The 16362-nt window shown below is 37.8% G+C and carries 17 protein-coding genes; 14 read left to right on the top strand and 3 right to left on the bottom strand.

Annotated elements, in window-relative coordinates; all coding sequences use genetic code 11:
• The first annotated feature begins 7 nt into the window (after positions 1–7).
• The 11 genes from FXW34_RS02270 to FXW34_RS02220 all read left to right on the top strand — a co-directional run bounded on the left by FXW34_RS02270 (position 8) and on the right by FXW34_RS02220 (position 11813).
• Positions 8–574, top strand: coding sequence for a 5-formyltetrahydrofolate cyclo-ligase (locus tag FXW34_RS02270; protein ID WP_147532359.1), 567 nt, complete (start codon positions 8–10; stop codon positions 572–574).
• Complete coding sequence (locus FXW34_RS02265; RefSeq protein ID WP_147532358.1) at positions 567–1352, top strand: DUF92 domain-containing protein; 786 nt, start codon at positions 567–569, stop codon at positions 1350–1352. The genes FXW34_RS02270 and FXW34_RS02265 overlap by 8 nt, the downstream gene beginning before the upstream one ends.
• A 70-nt stretch (positions 1353–1422) precedes the next feature.
• Positions 1423–2379: an L-lactate dehydrogenase gene (locus tag FXW34_RS02260; RefSeq protein ID WP_147532357.1), complete on the top strand. Its 957-nt coding sequence runs from the start codon at positions 1423–1425 to the stop codon at positions 2377–2379.
• A 98-nt stretch (positions 2380–2477) separates the two neighbouring features.
• Positions 2478–2669: a hypothetical protein gene (locus FXW34_RS02255; RefSeq protein ID WP_147532356.1), complete on the top strand. Its 192-nt coding sequence runs from the start codon at positions 2478–2480 to the stop codon at positions 2667–2669.
• 155 nt (positions 2670–2824) lie between these two features.
• A complete protein-coding gene (locus FXW34_RS02250) occupies positions 2825–4369 on the top strand; it encodes a rhomboid family protein (protein WP_147532355.1) in 1545 nt (514 codons plus the stop codon).
• Between the two features lie 186 nt (positions 4370–4555).
• Complete coding sequence (locus FXW34_RS02245; RefSeq protein ID WP_147532354.1) at positions 4556–6019, top strand: spore germination protein; 1464 nt, start codon at positions 4556–4558, stop codon at positions 6017–6019.
• A gap of 125 nt (positions 6020–6144) precedes the next feature.
• Complete coding sequence (locus tag FXW34_RS02240) at positions 6145–6357, top strand: YqgQ family protein (RefSeq protein ID WP_147532353.1); 213 nt, start codon at positions 6145–6147, stop codon at positions 6355–6357.
• A 7-nt stretch (positions 6358–6364) separates the two neighbouring features.
• On the top strand, positions 6365–7345 hold the full coding sequence (locus tag FXW34_RS02235) for an ROK family glucokinase (protein ID WP_147532352.1): 981 nt from the start codon (positions 6365–6367) through the stop codon (positions 7343–7345).
• A gap of 158 nt (positions 7346–7503) precedes the next feature.
• On the top strand, positions 7504–9357 hold the full coding sequence (locus tag FXW34_RS02230) for an LTA synthase family protein (RefSeq protein ID WP_246140827.1): 1854 nt from the start codon (positions 7504–7506) through the stop codon (positions 9355–9357).
• 66 nt (positions 9358–9423) lie between these two features.
• Positions 9424–10488 carry a M14 family metallopeptidase gene (locus tag FXW34_RS02225; protein ID WP_147532351.1) on the top strand — a complete coding sequence of 355 codons (1065 nt, stop codon included), beginning with the start codon at positions 9424–9426 and terminating at the stop codon, positions 10486–10488.
• 185 nt (positions 10489–10673) lie between these two features.
• Positions 10674–11813 (top strand): YqgU-like beta propeller domain-containing protein, encoded by a 1140-nt coding sequence (locus FXW34_RS02220; RefSeq protein WP_147532350.1) that lies wholly within the window; start codon positions 10674–10676, stop codon positions 11811–11813.
• A gap of 86 nt (positions 11814–11899) precedes the next feature.
• Here the strand turns inward: FXW34_RS02220 and FXW34_RS02215 are convergent, their stop codons facing one another.
• Entirely contained in the window at positions 11900–12073 is a 174-nt protein-coding gene (locus tag FXW34_RS02215) for a DUF2759 domain-containing protein (protein ID WP_147532349.1), read from the bottom strand.
• Positions 12074–12329: 256 nt separating this feature from the next.
• On the opposite strand from FXW34_RS02215, the gene FXW34_RS02210 reads away from it, so the two are divergent.
• Together FXW34_RS02210 and FXW34_RS02205 are read left to right on the top strand one after the other, a co-directional pair.
• The gene (locus tag FXW34_RS02210) at positions 12330–12962 is read left to right on the top strand and encodes an MBL fold metallo-hydrolase (RefSeq protein ID WP_147532348.1); all 633 of its coding nucleotides are present in this window, start codon (positions 12330–12332) and stop codon (positions 12960–12962) included.
• Between the two features lie 153 nt (positions 12963–13115).
• Entirely contained in the window at positions 13116–14210 is a 1095-nt protein-coding gene (locus FXW34_RS02205; RefSeq protein ID WP_187118807.1) for a class I SAM-dependent methyltransferase, read from the top strand.
• Positions 14211–14253: 43 nt separating this feature from the next.
• On the opposite strand, the gene FXW34_RS02200 is transcribed toward FXW34_RS02205, so the two are convergent.
• Entirely contained in the window at positions 14254–14496 is a 243-nt protein-coding gene (locus FXW34_RS02200) for a DUF2626 domain-containing protein (protein WP_147532347.1), read from the bottom strand.
• A gap of 154 nt (positions 14497–14650) precedes the next feature.
• A complete protein-coding gene (locus tag FXW34_RS02195) occupies positions 14651–15352 on the bottom strand; it encodes a helix-turn-helix transcriptional regulator (protein ID WP_147532346.1) in 702 nt (233 codons plus the stop codon).
• Between the two features lie 448 nt (positions 15353–15800).
• Between FXW34_RS02195 and FXW34_RS02190 the strand changes: the two genes are divergently transcribed.
• Positions 15801–16253, top strand: coding sequence for an ATPase, T2SS/T4P/T4SS family (locus FXW34_RS02190; protein WP_147532345.1), 453 nt, complete (start codon positions 15801–15803; stop codon positions 16251–16253).
• Positions 16254–16362 lie beyond the last annotated feature (109 nt).

Below are 16362 nucleotides of genomic sequence, written 5' to 3'. Positions count from 1 at the left end.
AGAGAAAATGAATAAAAAACAGCTTCGCCAAGTAATGAAACATAATCTGTCCTTAATAGACAAGCCTCAATATGAACACCTATCATACCAAATTGCTCAAGCCCTTTTTCAGGACCCTGATTGGCAAAACGCAAAGATTGTGGGTGTGACGATCTCAAATCCTCCAGAAGTTGATACATATCAAATCATCAGAAAAGCATGGGAGCATGGAAAAACCGTGGTTGCTCCAAAATGTAATCCACTTACTAAAGAACTTCAGTTCCGAAAGCTTGAGACATTTTCCGAATTAGAATCAGTATTTTACGGGCTTTACGAGCCAAAAGAGGACAGTACGGTGGAAATTCCCGGCGATGAAATTGAACTTTTATTGGTTCCTGGTTTGTCCTTTAATAGGCAGGGATACCGACTTGGCTTCGGTGGGGGGTATTACGACCGATTTTTGCAAAATTATCATGGGGTAACGATTTCATTAGCATTTGCAGTGCAGGTAATTGAAGGCATTCCTGTTGAAACCCACGATTTTCCTGTATCAAAAATTATTACTAATGACGAGGTTATTCGAACCCATGAGTAATGTATTCATTTTCTTATTAATTATTGTCGGTGCCTACAGTGGCTATAAACAAAGACTATTGACGGCTTCAGGGGGAATTGCGGCAGCCTTTGTTGGAAGTGCTGTTGCGCTTGGTTTAGGCTGGCGTGGCTTTATTGTATTAGGAACGTTTTTCTTTACCTCTAGTTTCTGGTCAAAATATAAACGAACGAAGAAAAAGAAGGCAGAGCAAAAGCATGAAAAGGGTTCGCAACGGGATTGGCTGCAGGTTGTTGCGAATGGAGGTATTGCAGCACTGGCAAGTCTCATCTTTTATTTTGAGCAGGACCCGCTATGGTTGTTAGCCTTCGCGGTGGCCATTTCCAGTGCGAATTCTGATACATGGGCCTCAGAAATTGGTACATTAAGCAAACAGCGGCCGTTTTTTTTAAGAACCTTCAAACGTTCTGAAAAGGGTACCTCAGGTGCAGTCAGTTTACTTGGAACAAATGCGAGTCTTGCTGGAGCATTGTTAATCGCAGCAATTGTCTATCTGCTTTTTCCAATTAGCTTTAACCAGTTTCTATTTATTTTCGTCTTCGGCTTTCTCGGGAATGTATTTGACACTCTCCTTGGGGCATATGGACAAGTAGCCTATATCTGCCCGATATGTCAAACGGAAACTGAAAAAAAGGTTCATTGTAGCCATCCTACAGAAAAAATCAGAGGCATCACGATCTTAAATAATGATGCTGTTAATATGCTTTCAGGCTTGCTTGCAGTTATTACTGGACTCATCTTTTATCATTATTATATGTAATGATTTTTACAAATGAATTCTTCCTATGTTGGTTATAATGATAAAGTAATCCTATTAGGGAGGTTCAAAAATGAGACATCATGTAAACCGAGTAGCCTTAATTGGAACTGGTTTTGTCGGTTCAAGCTATGCATTTGCGATGCTAAATCAAGGTGTTACTGAAGAATTTGTCATGATTGACTTGAATAAGGAAAAGTCTGAAGGGGATGCAATGGACTTAAATCATGGCTTGCCCTTTGCTCCTTCAGCAACGAAAATTTGGTTTGGCGATTATTCAGATTGTAAAGATGCCGACTTAGTAGTGATATGTGCAGGTGCAAATCAAAAGCCAGGTGAAACGCGACTAGATCTCGTTCAAAAGAACTCAGCCATTTTTAAAGGAATTGTTGAAGAAGTCATGGCAAGCGGTTTTGATGGCATTTTTCTTGTCGCGACGAATCCGGTCGATATATTAACGTATGCAACTTGGAAGTTTTCCGGTTTACCAAAGGAACGAGTGATCGGATCAGGTACCATTCTTGACACAGCGCGTTTCAGGTACTTACTTGGTGAATACTTCAAGGTGGATCCGCGCAATGTACATGCCTATATCATTGGTGAACATGGAGATACAGAACTTCCAGTATGGAGTCACGCTGATATTGCTGGACGTCCGATCTCAGATTGGGCAAAGAACAAAGCGGATTTTAAGCAAGAGGATCTAGATGAGCTATTTGTGAATGTAAGAGATGCTGCATATCATATTATCCAACGAAAAGGCGCGACCTTTTATGGAATCGCGATGGGGCTTGTTAGGGTTACTAAGGCAATATTAGGAAATGAAAATTCCGTCCTAACTGTTTCGGCTCATTTAGATAATATATACGGACAAGAAGATGTCTTTATCGGTGTGCCTGCAGTGGTAAATCGCAATGGAATTCGTGAAGTTGTTGAAATTGGTCTTGACGCAAATGAACAGGAAAAATTCAACCATTCCGCCAGCGTGCTAAAGAATATTATTTCTTCCATTTCCATTTTACCAAAATAGAAATTTTCGTAATGGACTACCATTCATTTTGGTAGTCTCTTTGTTTTTTCGGATATTTTTTCAAAGTTTAACTCAAAATAGTAAAAGGAGGGATGTTTATGAAAACGATAACGTCTATTTTTATGATTGGATTAGCTGGTTTTTTTGCGATAAAAAATCGCTATCGTCTTCTCAATTTGCTGTTAAGCAGCGGTTTTACTCGCCGACTATTTGTCGGGTCGATCCTTAGTATGCCAGGGGTTCGCGATAAAATGATGCAAACAATGTTTTCCCGCCCTCAAGCAAGATAGAAGACCTGAATCCATCGGGTCTTTTTTTGTGTTTATAGATTGCTGTCTAGCTTCAAATCTTTAGGAATACTAATGAATTTAGTTTATAATATGGTAATGTAATGGATCTTTACAAAACAACTATTTTTTCGTTGTTAGAGAAAGTAGGGGAAACATTGAATTCCAAAGAGGATTTTTTATTTTGGAGCTTGGCTAATTATTTCGTAACACAGCATGATTATCGCTTACTACAAATGAAAGGAAACGACTGGGAGCTGTGGCTCGAAAATACATCCAATAAAGAGGCGAAAATCATCCGCATCCTCCGACAAAACGTAGATTGGAGCAATTGGATGCAAAGAGATATAGAAACAATAGCTAATATCGCTGAAAGGTATAGAAAGCGGTTTATTAGAAGTGAATTACAAATGATTAATCTTTATATAACACCTTATCCACCGGTTGATGATTATCGTTTTCGAATTGAAAAAGCTTACCAAGCACCAGGTAGTAAGAAAACAAATGTTCATACGATGTTAATTCAACCAAGCCAGCTTGAATCATCACTTGAGCAGCTCTCGGAATTACTAAAAAAACCAATAGCCATTACTTTAGAAGAGGATTACGAGACGCAAACAATCCTTGCATTGAAACAAACCACACTAGAGTATTTAGTAAAAAAGGCAAAACAAGAGAAAGCCATTTTCCAAAATGGAAAACCTCGCTTTACATATGTGTTTTTGGTTGTTCAAATTGCCATTCTTTTGCTGATGGAGATCATGGGAGGCAGTACTAATTCTGCGACGCTGATAAAATTCGGTGCAAAATTTAATCCTTTGATTCTTGAGGGTGAATGGTGGCGATTTTTTACGCCTATTTTTTTGCACATTGGTTTTTTGCATTTGTTTATGAATTCATTAGCATTATTTTATTTAGGGCCATTAGTGGAAAGGATTTTTGGTAATGCTCGATTTATTGTAATTTATTTATTTGCAGGTTTTCTAGGGTCACTTGCAAGCTTTGTTACGAGTCCGAATTTGTCTGCGGGAGCCAGTGGTGCGATTTTTGGATGTTTTGGAGCTTTGCTTTATTTCGGTGTCATGAACCCCAAATTATTTTTTCGGACAATGGGGGCCAATATCCTGTTTGTGATTGGTCTTAATCTTGTTTTTGGTTTTACCGTACAAGGAATCGATAATGCCGGTCATATCGGGGGACTTGTTGGTGGGTTCCTAGCTGCTGGGATAACTCATTTTCCAAAATTGAAAAAGCCTTTATTGCAGGTGTTTTTTACTGTTGCTAGTGCAGCAATTGTTTTTTTTGGACTACAATACGGTTATGGAGAAACTACAAAAGTACTCGATTCCCATTCCAGCTTTGTGCTTGCGCAAATGTATGTTGAAAAGGAGGAATATGAACAAGCATATTCCGTTCTAAAGGATGTTCAAGCAAGTGGTGATAAGTCAGCAGATTTGTTATTTTTACTTTCATATGTAGAAATTCAGAAAGGGATGACAAGTCAGGCGGAAGATCATTTAATGAATGTTGTGGAAATCGATCCAAATTTCCATGAGGCATTTTATAATCTCGCATTGCTAAATATCAATAATCAGGAATTAATTAAGGCGAAGGAAAATGCGATGGCAGCCTACAATATTGAACCTGATCGTAAGGAATATAAAGACTTATTAAATGAAATTAACGGCTATTTAACACGATGAAAGCTTATGAAAATATCATTCTATCAATACAAGGATGAAGCAGGTCATTTACCTGCTTCATTTTTTTTATTGTGAATTTGGTTTTCCCTGGAAATAATTTTGGTATGTTTTTCCTTGAACTTGTCGATGATGGATATGTAATAGACAACAAGTACGTATTGATCAAGGCAAGGGGGATTGACAGGAATGTCAAACGAATCTGTGAAAAATCCTGTTAAAAAGAGTTTTGATGAAAATATCGCATATTTGTGTAAAGAGCTTGGAATTGGAAAAAGCTTTGATGTGATACAACTGGATTTAGAATATGCTGAGCGCAGGATGACTTTATTTTTAATAGATGGTCTTGTAAAGGATGATATTCTCCATCTGTTAATGAAGTTTTTAGCAAAAATCGAAAAGGATCAGCTTGAACCAAATACTTTAGAGAAATTGATGAAAACTAATCTTCCTTATGTCGAAATTGATGAAGAGGAGGATTTGGATAAGGTTGTAGATACCGTTTTAGCAGGTCCAACTGCATTGGTCATTGACGGCGTAGATAAAGTGATTATGATTGATGCACGTACATATCCTGTTAGGGGTCCACAAGAGCCAGATATTGAAAGAGTCGTTCGTGGTTCCCGGGACGGCTTTGTCGAAACGATTGTCTTTAATACGGCTCTAACTAGAAGAAGAGTTCGAGATCGAACGCTGCGGATGGAGTATTTGCAAGTGGGCAGACGCTCTAAAACAGATATTGTCATTTGTTACATCGAAGATATTGCTGACCCTGAAATTGTTAAACAGGTAAAGAATTCGATTTCAAAAATCGATACTGATGGCTTGCCTATGGCTGAAAAAACAATCGAAGAATTTATTTCAGGACGACACTTTAACCCTTACCCAGTGGTTCGATACACTGAACGTCCAGATACAGCGGCAACTCATTTGTATGAGGGGCATGTACTTGTGATGGTTGATGGCTCACCAAGTGTAATGATTACACCAACAACGTTCTGGCATCATTTGCAGCATGCAGAGGAGTATCGGAATAAACCTATTATTGGAGCATATTTGCGACTAGTCCGCCATTTTGCTGTATGGGCATCGATATTTTTATTGCCTCTATGGTATTTGTTTGCCATTGACCCTGAATTAGTGCCAAAGGAAATGGCCTTTATTGGTCCAAATGAACCGGGGAAAGTACCATTGTTGCTACAATTCCTATTAGCGGAAATTGGGATGGATATTCTGAGGATGGCAGCAATCCATACGCCATCATCTTTGGCTACTGCACTCGGTCTAGTCGCAGCATTGATGATTGGGCAGGTGGCTGTCGAGGTTGGTTTATTTACAAATGAAGTCATTCTTTATTTGGCGATTGCCGGAATTGGTACGTTTGCTACTCCGAGCTATGAAATGTCGTTGGCAAACCGAGTGGTACGGATTGGTTTGTTAATTTTAACGGGATTGTTTCATGCCTATGGATTTATGATTGGGATCGTCTTATTCATTATTATGCTAGCTAGAATGAATTCATTTGGCGTTCCGTACTTATGGCCGTTTATTCCGTTTAATCATCGGGCTTTCCGTGATGTATTATTGCGCTCGCCAATACCTTTGAAAAACAGACGTCCGCGTTTCTTACACCCGAAGGACCCAGACCGCTAAGTGAAATCATGTTATCCTCAAGCACTAGAACTTTAAGCCCGATGTCTTGGGTTCATGGTTAAAGCTTGAGCCACTTTACGCTTTCATTTATAATTTGAAATGAAATAGGAATGTGGGGTAGAGCTATGAAGTCAATTTATGATATCCAACAATTTTTAAAACGATATGGAACGGTTATTTATGTGGGTGATCGTTTAGCTACACTGGAATTAATGGAGGAAGAAATTAAAGAGCTTTATTTTTCAAAATTAATTGATAAAAATGAACTCCAAGTCGCACTCCAAGTTTTAAGACATGAGATACAGCTAGAAAGAGAAAAAGCAGAAAGAAACAGGTGAGGGACTTTTGACAGATAAATGGATTTTTGGCGTGGACCTCGGTGGTACCACAACAAAGTTGGCATTTGTAACACAAGATGGGGAAATCGTTGAAAAGTGGGAAATACCTACAGATGTCAAAAATGAAGGTAGTAACATTACTAAGAATATTGCACGGTCGCTTGAGCTAAAGCTACACGAACTGAATAAAACAAAAGCCCAATTGCATGGAATCGGCATGGGAGCACCTGGTCCGGTTGATCTAGAAGCTGGTATTGTTTTTGAAGCGGTTAACCTCGGTTGGAATAATTCCTATCCGTTGCGTGAAATCTTGGAAAAGGATACGATGCTACAGGCGCTTATTGATAATGATGCAAACTGCGCTGCATTAGGTGAGATGTGGAAAGGTGCTGGTAATGGTGCCAAAGATGTAGTTTGTGTCACACTTGGAACCGGTGTTGGAGGTGGTGTCATTGCCAACGGTGATATTGTTCAAGGTATTCACGGTGCAGCGGGGGAGATTGGTCACATTACGGTAGTCACTGAGGATGGATCACCATGTAATTGCGGAAAAACGGGCTGTCTTGAAACGGTTGCTTCAGCAACCGGCATTGTAAGGATTGCTAAACAATTCTTAACTCAGCAAGATGTTAAGGAAGAAGAACTGTTAAAGCTTTATAAGAAAACAGGAATGGTAACGGCAAAGGACGTTTTTGATGCAGCGAAAAATGGAGATTCAACCGCGGTTAAAGTGGTCGATGAGGTTGCAAAGTATTTAGGTTTATCATTAGCGAATGTTGCCAATACGCTGAATCCTGAAAAAATCGTCCTTGGCGGTGGGGTTTCTAAAGCAGGGGATATTCTGTTAAATCCAGTGCAGGAATATTTTCAAAACTATGCCTTTCCAAGAGTAGCAAAATCAACAAAAATCGTATTAGCAACGCTCGGAAATGATGCTGGAGTCATTGGGGCTGCTTGGCTTGTATTAAATAAAAAACATAAAAACTAACTCGTCTAACAAAGGGCGAGTTTTTTTGTTGTTTTTCACTTGCTTAAATCAAAAAATTGAAACTTTTTCCGCTGTTTTTTCGTCTTTTTATATAGGGAAACGTATATGATAGAGATAGTCAATCTTTGTACAAGCTTATCGATAGAGGAGGTGCAACTATGCGTAACATAATGCAATCTAAGCGGGCAATCATTTTCATTGCTGTAGTATTGCTGTGGATAAAAACTTACATAGTCTATAAAACTAGCTTTGATATAAAAATAGATAACCTGATCCAGGAAATTATTTTGTTTATCAACCCACTTAGTTTTTTGTTGTTCATTTTTGGTATCAGTCTGTTTCTAAAGGAAACAAAACGGGTACGCTTTATTCTTGCAACTAGTTTTTTCTTATCAGCTCTACTATTGGCAAATGTGCTTTTTTATCGGTTTTTTAATGATTTTCTAACTATTCCGGTTTTGTTTCAAACGAGCAATTTAACCGATCTTGGCAGCAGTGTCGATGAGCTTCTAAAAATAAGTGATTTATTTTTCTTTACGGACTTTTTTATATTATTTGCGCTTGTAAAGCTTAAGCCAATAGTTTTTCGGACCATCCTTATTTCGAAGCAGGAACGACAGATTTATTTTTTTCTTGCGCTTGCAATCGGATTCTTTCATCTGGGACTAGCCGAAATCCAACGGCCGCAATTGTTAACAAGAACGTTCGACCGGGAAATGCTCGTGAAAAATATTGGCGCATACAACTATCAGCTTTATGATGTGTTTCTACAATCGAAATCCTCAGCACAACGGACGATGGCTGATGGTAGCGAATTGGTGGAAATTCAAAACTATATTAATGCTCATTATCAAGGAATCAACAGCGAGTTATTTGGCGTTGCTAAAGGTAAGAATGTGATTATGATTTCGATGGAGTCACTGCAAAATTTTGTTATTAATAAAACTGTTGGGGGCCAGGAAATCACGCCATTTCTTAACCAATTGATTAAGGATAGCTTTTATTTTGACCATTTTTACCATCAAACTGGGCAAGGAAAAACATCTGATTCTGAATTCATTGTTGAAAATTCACTTTATCCACTTAGCCGAGGGGCGGTCTTTTTCACTCATGCAGCCAATGAATACAATGCTACACCCGAAATATTAAAAGAAACAGGATATTTTACGGCCGCTTTACATGCGAACAATAAAACATTTTGGAATCGTGATATTATGTATCAATCCTTGGGGTATGATCGGTTTTACGCGATGGAGGATTATGAAATTAATGAAGCGAATTCTGTGGGCTGGGGTTTGAAGGACCGCGAGTTTTTTGAACAATCAATTCGTCATTTACAGGAGATGCCAAAGCCTTTTTATGCGAAATTTATTACATTAACGAATCATTTTCCTTTCGAGACAGCTGTTGAAGACCGTTATATTGAGCCGTATACTTCAGATGATGAAACGGTCAATAACTATTTTGTTACTGTACGATACACAGATGAAGCGTTAAAGAATTTTTTTAATCGGTTAAAGGATGAGGGTTTGTACGAGAACAGCATCATTGTTCTCTATGGAGATCATTACGGCATTTCTGAAAATCATCATAAAGCAATGAGTGAATTTCTTGGAAAAGAAGTTACGCCTTTTGAAAGTACACAGCTTCAAAGAGTGCCGTTAATCATCCATATTCCAGGTCAAACAGGCGAAACGTTATCAGTCGTTTCTGGGCAAATAGATATTAAACCAACCTTGCTTCATTTGTTGGGTGTATCAACAAAAGGAAGCATTCTTTTTGGTGATGACTTGTTCGTGAAAAATCGCGAAGGTTATACAGTCTTAAGGGATGGTAGTTTTATTACAAGTGATTACGTATATACAAAGGATACTTGCTACGAAGGGGAAACAGGGGAAGTTGGAGAAAAGTCCAACTGTGAACCGTTAATGGAGAAAGCGAAAACGGAGCTTAATTTTTCGGATAAAATCATCAATGGCGATTTGCTCCGATTTACTCAAAGTAAACAGTAGGTGTTGTCTCGGTATTTTTCGTTTTCCTTTTCATAAAGTGATAATGTGAAGGAAAGGAGGAATATCTTGAAAGTAAAACTCAAGCCTGGAGATACTTTGTTATATTACAGTCGCTTGTTCATGGTGCCACTGGATCTAATTATTGATTCAAATCCTGGAATAGACCCCAAAAATCCTCCTGTAGGAAAGGAAGTTAAAATCCCTGGGGTATCCATGCAAAGCTATCCAAATCGGGTAACTAATGCTGTTGTGAATCATATGGAAAAGTATGACTCGTCCATTTTGCATCGTGATCTCGCTAATCTAGAGGAGCTTTATCCATTCATCAAAGTGAAATCAATCGGTAAATCTGTATTAGGAAATCCAATTCCTGAAATCAAAATAGGTAGTGGTCGAACAAAAAAAATTAATATAAATGCTTCCTTTCATGCTAACGAATGGATTACTACATCTGTATTAATGAGGTTTGTTAATGATTATCTGTTGGCGTTAACAAACTGTCATTCTCTCAATGGGCTATTTATGCTGCCTTATTACCAAAGTGTTGAGTTGTCGATTGTACCGATGGTAAATCCAGATGGGGTCAATCTCGTCCTAAATGGCCCTCCAAAAGCATTGCGTGAGGAGCTAGTTAACATGAACAAAGGCCGCCATGAATTTACCGCTTGGAAGGCGAATATTCGTGGTGTTGACTTAAATAATCAGTTTCCGGCTAAATGGGAAATCGAAAAGGGACGAAAAGAGCCAAAAGAGCCTGCTTCACGAGACTATCCTGGCGATACACCGCTATCTGAGCCTGAGGCAGTGGCTATGGCAGAGCTCGTTCAGCTTGAACAATTCGATCGCTTGATTGCCCTTCATACTCAAGGTAGTGAATTTTATTGGGGCTATGAGGGCTTAGAGGCTCCGGAATCTACCATCATTGCCAAGGAGTTTGAAAGAGTAAGTGGATATAAAGCGGTACAATATGTAGATTCACATGCGGGTTTTAAGGATTGGTTCATCCAAGAATTCCGCAAGCCAGGTTTTACGATTGAACTTGGAAAAGGAATCAATCCGCTACCTTTATCCCAGTTTCAGCAGATTTATGAAAAGGTACTTCCAATCATGTTAGCTGCACTATACACTTAAAAAAAATAGAATTTTTTGAAAAGGACTTGTATTCTTCCTATGCATTCCTTAATATTAAAATCACTGTGAATAACTTTAAAATGATAAAAAGCCGAAAATTTTCGGCTTTTTATCTAGTCTCTTTTTGAAACTTTTTAAAGGTTCTAACGTACAAATATATGTAAACAAAAAAGGCGGGTGTGGAAATGAAGGGCAGAAATAAAAAAAATTCAATAAGCATATTCGGATTGTTTATGCTGCTTATTTCCATTTCGCTTTTTTCTGGATGTACCGGTGAAAAATCTTCAGGAGGGGAAGCAGCAAAGAAGGAGGCCAGACGTGAGCAGGCCTTTTCAAGTGATAATATTCAGTCCCCACTCCCTAAGGTGGAAGGTGAATTCGGTAAAATTATTGGATGGTTAAGTGATGAAACAATCGTTTATATCACCCACATAAATCAAGGTTCTACTGTACATACATATCATTTATTTTCAGGAAAGCAGCAGCAAATATACGAAAGCAAACGACCCATAATATCAGCCAGTATAAGTCCTTCTCGAGATAAAATTTTGCTCCATACTTCTTCTGGTAATTCGCAAGGAACAATCATAATTATTGGTCAGAATGGGAAAAGTCTAGTTGAAAAAAAGATTGATTCAGCCGAGTTATCTTTTGTTTGGAATTCGTATGATGAAAATTTAGTGCTTGTCACCGCATTTAATGACCAATGGGAATTTACCGTTTCTATCTTAAATATCGATTCCAATAAGCTCGAAGAAAGTAAGCTAACTCAACAACCATTTATGCATTGGGTCGGCATGGATGAAGTCATTTATCTTGATTGGGATGTTAATGAGCCAAGCTTTTTTGCATCGCCAGTTAAACAAAAAATAACAGAAGAAAAAGGGAAAAATATTGATTTAGAGAATGTCTTTCAATTATATGCCTTTGGGGATACGATATTGACCATTTCTACTAAAGATGACAATCCTGAAGAGGCAACTTATTCGTTTTTATCAAAGGATTTAAAGCGGAAGCAGTCTTTTTCAATTCCACATTTAACTAGATTCTCAGATTGGCTAGTGCCTTATCATGATTTTAACAAGGCAAGCAATCAATTTTTCACGCTTCGTCCGATTGGAAGTGGAGCTGCGGATACGTATCAAGAAGGCTTTCAATTAGTGCGTTACAGCCTTAATAATGAGAAGGAAGAGCTAGTATTTGAAGGCTTGGATAATAAGCCAATCAGTATTTCTCCAAACGGTGAGTTCTGTTTATACGGTTATCAATTGGAAAACTTAATTGTATTTGATTCAAACGAAATAGTAGCACTCGTAAAAAGCTAAAAAACGATAAAAACAAAAACGGACTGAAAGAATCAGTCCGTCTTTGTTTGACTTGAAAAAATATTAAAGAGTCCAGACGTTTAAAATTAATGTCCTGCTGGGAATCCAGAGTTTAATACAGTCATAACTGCGAACCAGCCAAACACAACAAATGTTCCAGCTCCGAAAACTAAGCCAAGAATGTTTTTGTTTTTTAGTGCAGTGAATGAGCCATAAGCAGCAAGTAAGCTAACTAAAGCAAAAATAATGACTAATCCCATCACAATATCCCCCTTTATCGTTTGTTAATGAAGAATGCTATTAGCATTCCTCCGATGCCCCTCTTTGTATGTAATATCCTAAATATTCACATTCGTTTCTATTTTATCGGTTTTTTTTCAGTTTGTCGAGGTCAAAAAAATATTCTCGATTATTGTCTATTTGAAATGAATCGTATTTGAGAGAGGGTTTCTTTTACTATAACAAACAAATATTGTAGAATAAATATAATTGCTTGATCAATTGGGAGGTGTTTCGATGGAATGTAAGCAAATTCCACTTGGGCCATTACAAACAAATTGTTATTTATTAATAAAAAATGAAGCATGTCTAGTGATCGATCCTGGTGAAGAAGGCGAAAAATTAATTGGTATCATTGAATCACTTAATGTTACACCGCAAGGGATTTTATTAACTCATGCTCATTTTGATCATATTGGCGCTGTTGATGTGATAAGGGAACACTATCATGTTCCGGTCTATGTTCATGAGAAGGAGGCAAAATGGCTCCTTGATCCGGCTTTAAACGGTTCACAGTTTTTCAGCATAGGTCACTTAATTAGAATAAAGCCCGCGGATGTTTTTCTAACAGTGGAGAAGTTACATACAATTGGAGACTTTAGCTTCCAAGTTTATGAAACGCCAGGTCATTCGCCTGGAAGCATTTCAGCGTATTTTGCCGAGGAAAAAATGGTGTTTTCTGGGGATGCGTTATTTAATGGAAGCATTGGCCGTACGGATCTTCCGGGGGGAGACTATCAGGAGCTCATCAATAGTATACATGCTAAATTGTTGATACTACCGGAGGATACATTAGTATTTTCAGGACATGGACCGACTACGTCGATAGGAAAGGAAATGAATAGCAACCCGTTTCTAAATGGGTTCTAGAAAAAAGTAAAAAACCCTTCTCGGTGAGAAGGGTTTTTCTGGGGGATGTTCTATTAATATGGGAGGGGATAAAGTTAAGCTACTTCAACGATAATATAAAGTTAACACTATGTCAATGGTGTAAAATAGACAAATTTCGAGAGAAGTGATAGTTTGGAAGATTTTATTAAACAAATAATACTGGCATCACCGGAAAGAATGATTTCATATGCTGATTTTATCCAATTAGCACTCTATCATCCGGAGAATGGGTACTATATGAGAGAGGGTCAAAAAATTGGCCGAGAAGGGGATTTTTACACCACTAGCAATATTTCCGACCTTTATGGAAGTATGGTGGCAAAGTGGTTTGGAGAAGTAGTGGTACAGCATGGTTTATCACCTGAGGTTTGTGAAATAGGTGCAGGAACTGGTAGATTTGCACAAAGCTTTATCAATGAATGGAACAAAAATATGTCAGTTCCACTAAAGTATACGATGGTGGAAGCAAGTCCATACCATCGCAAGCTCCAACAGGAAAGGGTTCAACTTAATGAGTTTACAAAACAAGTAAGCAGTCTCGAGGAACTCGAGCCATTTGATGGGCTCCTATTTTCGAATGAATTAGTAGATGCTCTGCCAGTTCATGTTGTCGAGAGAGGTGCTGATGGACTATTTGAAGTCATGGTGTCAGTAATTGAAGATCAGCTTGTTGAGGTAAAGATACCGCTAACGAATGAGCAAATCATTGCTTTTTTATCTCAGCAACAATTCGAGCTGTCCCAAGATCAGCGAATAGAGATTCCTGTAGCCATGATGGACCTAATTTTAGCACTTTCCAGAGTTTTGCTTAAAGGTATTGTTCTAACTGTTGATTATGGCTATACAAATGAAGAATGGGCAGAACCATCTCGGAGAAATGGAAGCTTACGAGGGTATTATCAGCATAAAATGATTGGTGATGTCTTGCAGCATCCAGGTCATATGGATATTACGAGTCATGTGCATTTTGATGCATTTGTAAACTATGGAGAAAAAGCAGGATTATCATTTGTTGATAAATTGCGCCAAGATGAATACTTCCTAGCAATTGGGATATTAAAGGAGCTTCAGGACCACTTTGATCCTAACCCATTTTCTGAACAGAGCAAGCGTAATCGAGCCATTCGTAGCCTGATAATGCCATCAGGGCTTAGTCCGTCATTTCGAGTCATTCTGCAGCAAAAAGGGTTGCCACAATTTGCTTCAGCATGGTTAGCTTCAAAATAACAATAAAAAAAGCGATGGAAGCCCATCGCTTTTTTTATTGTTATTAATGAGTTGCGCCTGGTACCATCATAAAGCTTGACCAGTATGTAAAGCCTACAAAGAAAATCGTTAAATACGCACCGAAGATGTAAATGTACATACGTTCGGACAATTTTAAGTAACTTAACAAAATAAAAAATCCAGTCTGACCGAAGAAAATTAAGGACGTTGTAAACATATCACCTAAATAAAACATAACTGCAAAAATACCAGTCCAAAAACCTAATACTCTATACATGCGATCCATCGGTATCCCCCCTTTTACCCCTATTGTCCATCATTACATTATTATAAATCATATGTCGAAAAAATCAAATAAAATTTAGATTTTTAGCGAAAGAGACCTCATCTTTACTGCGAATCGCGAAAGATGAGGTCTCTAGTAGAATGATGAAGTTTTTTTATAGCTTTACTAGCGCTTGGTAGCTACAGGATTGGCAACCAGTTACTAAGTTTTCTTTTTCAATCAATTCAATTGAAGTAAAGAGTGATTCAAACATACCCTTTAAGAATTGGAAATGCATGTTGCAAACAGCTTCTTTATGGTCCATTGCAACTTCTTTGAATGGGCAGTTATAGATTTCAAAGTAGATTTTCGTATGGTCTTCATTTGCTTCAAAATCAGGATAGAATCCAGCCATCGTTGCTGCACTTTTAATGATGTTAAGCTTCTGGTCAAAGTTCAGTTCTTCACTTATTTGATGCTGCGCAGCTATTTCTTGTTCAATTAATTCTGCGCCAAATCGCTTACCAGTAAGATAAAGTGCTTCTTTGCCTGCTTCGCCAAGAGACATCATCGTTTGCATCGCGATATTTGCTAATAGCTGGTAGTCGCGGTATGGAAAGTTAAGCTGAATGACATCATCGCTTAAGCGATAAAGTCTGCTTGGACGTCCACCTTTACCCGTTTTCTTCGTTTCAGATACAAGCATATTTACATCTTCAAGTTTTGATAAATGAAGTCTAGCTACGTTTGGATGAATATTAAAACTATCCGCGATTTCTTGAACAGTCACTTCTTGATGACGTTTTGTAATGTATTGATAGATATAATAGCGTGTTGGATCTGATAAAACATTAGTAATTTTTAATGTTTGCTCCATCAATGTTCACCTCAGAACTACATAAGTTTCTTTTATTATAATACAGCAACTGGAAGTTGGGAATGAGGTTTCCAAGGTAAACACTATATGTTTATAAAAAGTTCACAATAAAATGTCGAATCGTTGAACAGAACAGTGCTGTTATATAAAAGTAATTTGTTGATATTAAAGGATTTTATCGTATTATTTGTAAAACTGTTATAATGTATTCATCAATAAAAAAATTGTTGAAAATTGACAAAAATGGAAAAGTGGGTGCTGTTATCTTGTGTTTTTATGACAAATCGGTATTTCGCGAAATCCTTTTATCACAAGGGTTTACGAAAAATAAAAAGGGGTGTTAACAAAATGTTCAATTTTTATCCGTAATTATATGTAAAATCACAAAGGAATTCGTCGGTTTATAGCGAATTTTACTGTCATCAAGAAAAAAGGTGGTGATATATTCTTGAACTCGATCGAGCAATTAGCCGAAAGAGTTATTTTAGACGCGGTTCGTAACAATGCCACTGATATCCACTTCCTCCCTCGCAAACACGATACACTTATCCAACTCAGAATCGGAAATAAATTGATCCCAAAATTTACCCTTCCACGTCAAGAATGTGATCGACTCATTTCTCATTTTAAATTTACTGCATCCATGGATATCGGGGAGCGAAGACGGCCTCAAAGCGGAGCTTTTACCTATGAGGTTAATCAGCAAACCATTGGACTAAGATTGTCAACATTACCTGCTTGTAACAGCGAAAGTCTTGTCATCCGTCTATTACCGCAACAGCAGCAAGTTCCCTTACATCAACTATCATTATTTCCGTCTATGACAAAAAAATTAATTGAACTTCTCAAGCTATCAAATGGTCTCATTATTTTTACTGGACCGACTGGTAACGGCACATAAAAACTAATAGAATTCGACATCAGTAATCACGACTAACCCTTTACCTTTCTTATTTCTATAATTTTTTGGCTTAGTTGGAGTGACTACAAAATGAATACGTCGGATAAAT

This window comes from Bacillus marasmi, from assembly GCF_902168435.1.
Taxonomy (GTDB): domain Bacteria; phylum Bacillota; class Bacilli; order Bacillales; family Cytobacillaceae; genus Bacillus_BU; species Bacillus_BU marasmi.
The sequence above is the reverse complement of the archived record's forward strand: the minus strand, read 5'-3'. Positions and strand labels throughout refer to the sequence as shown.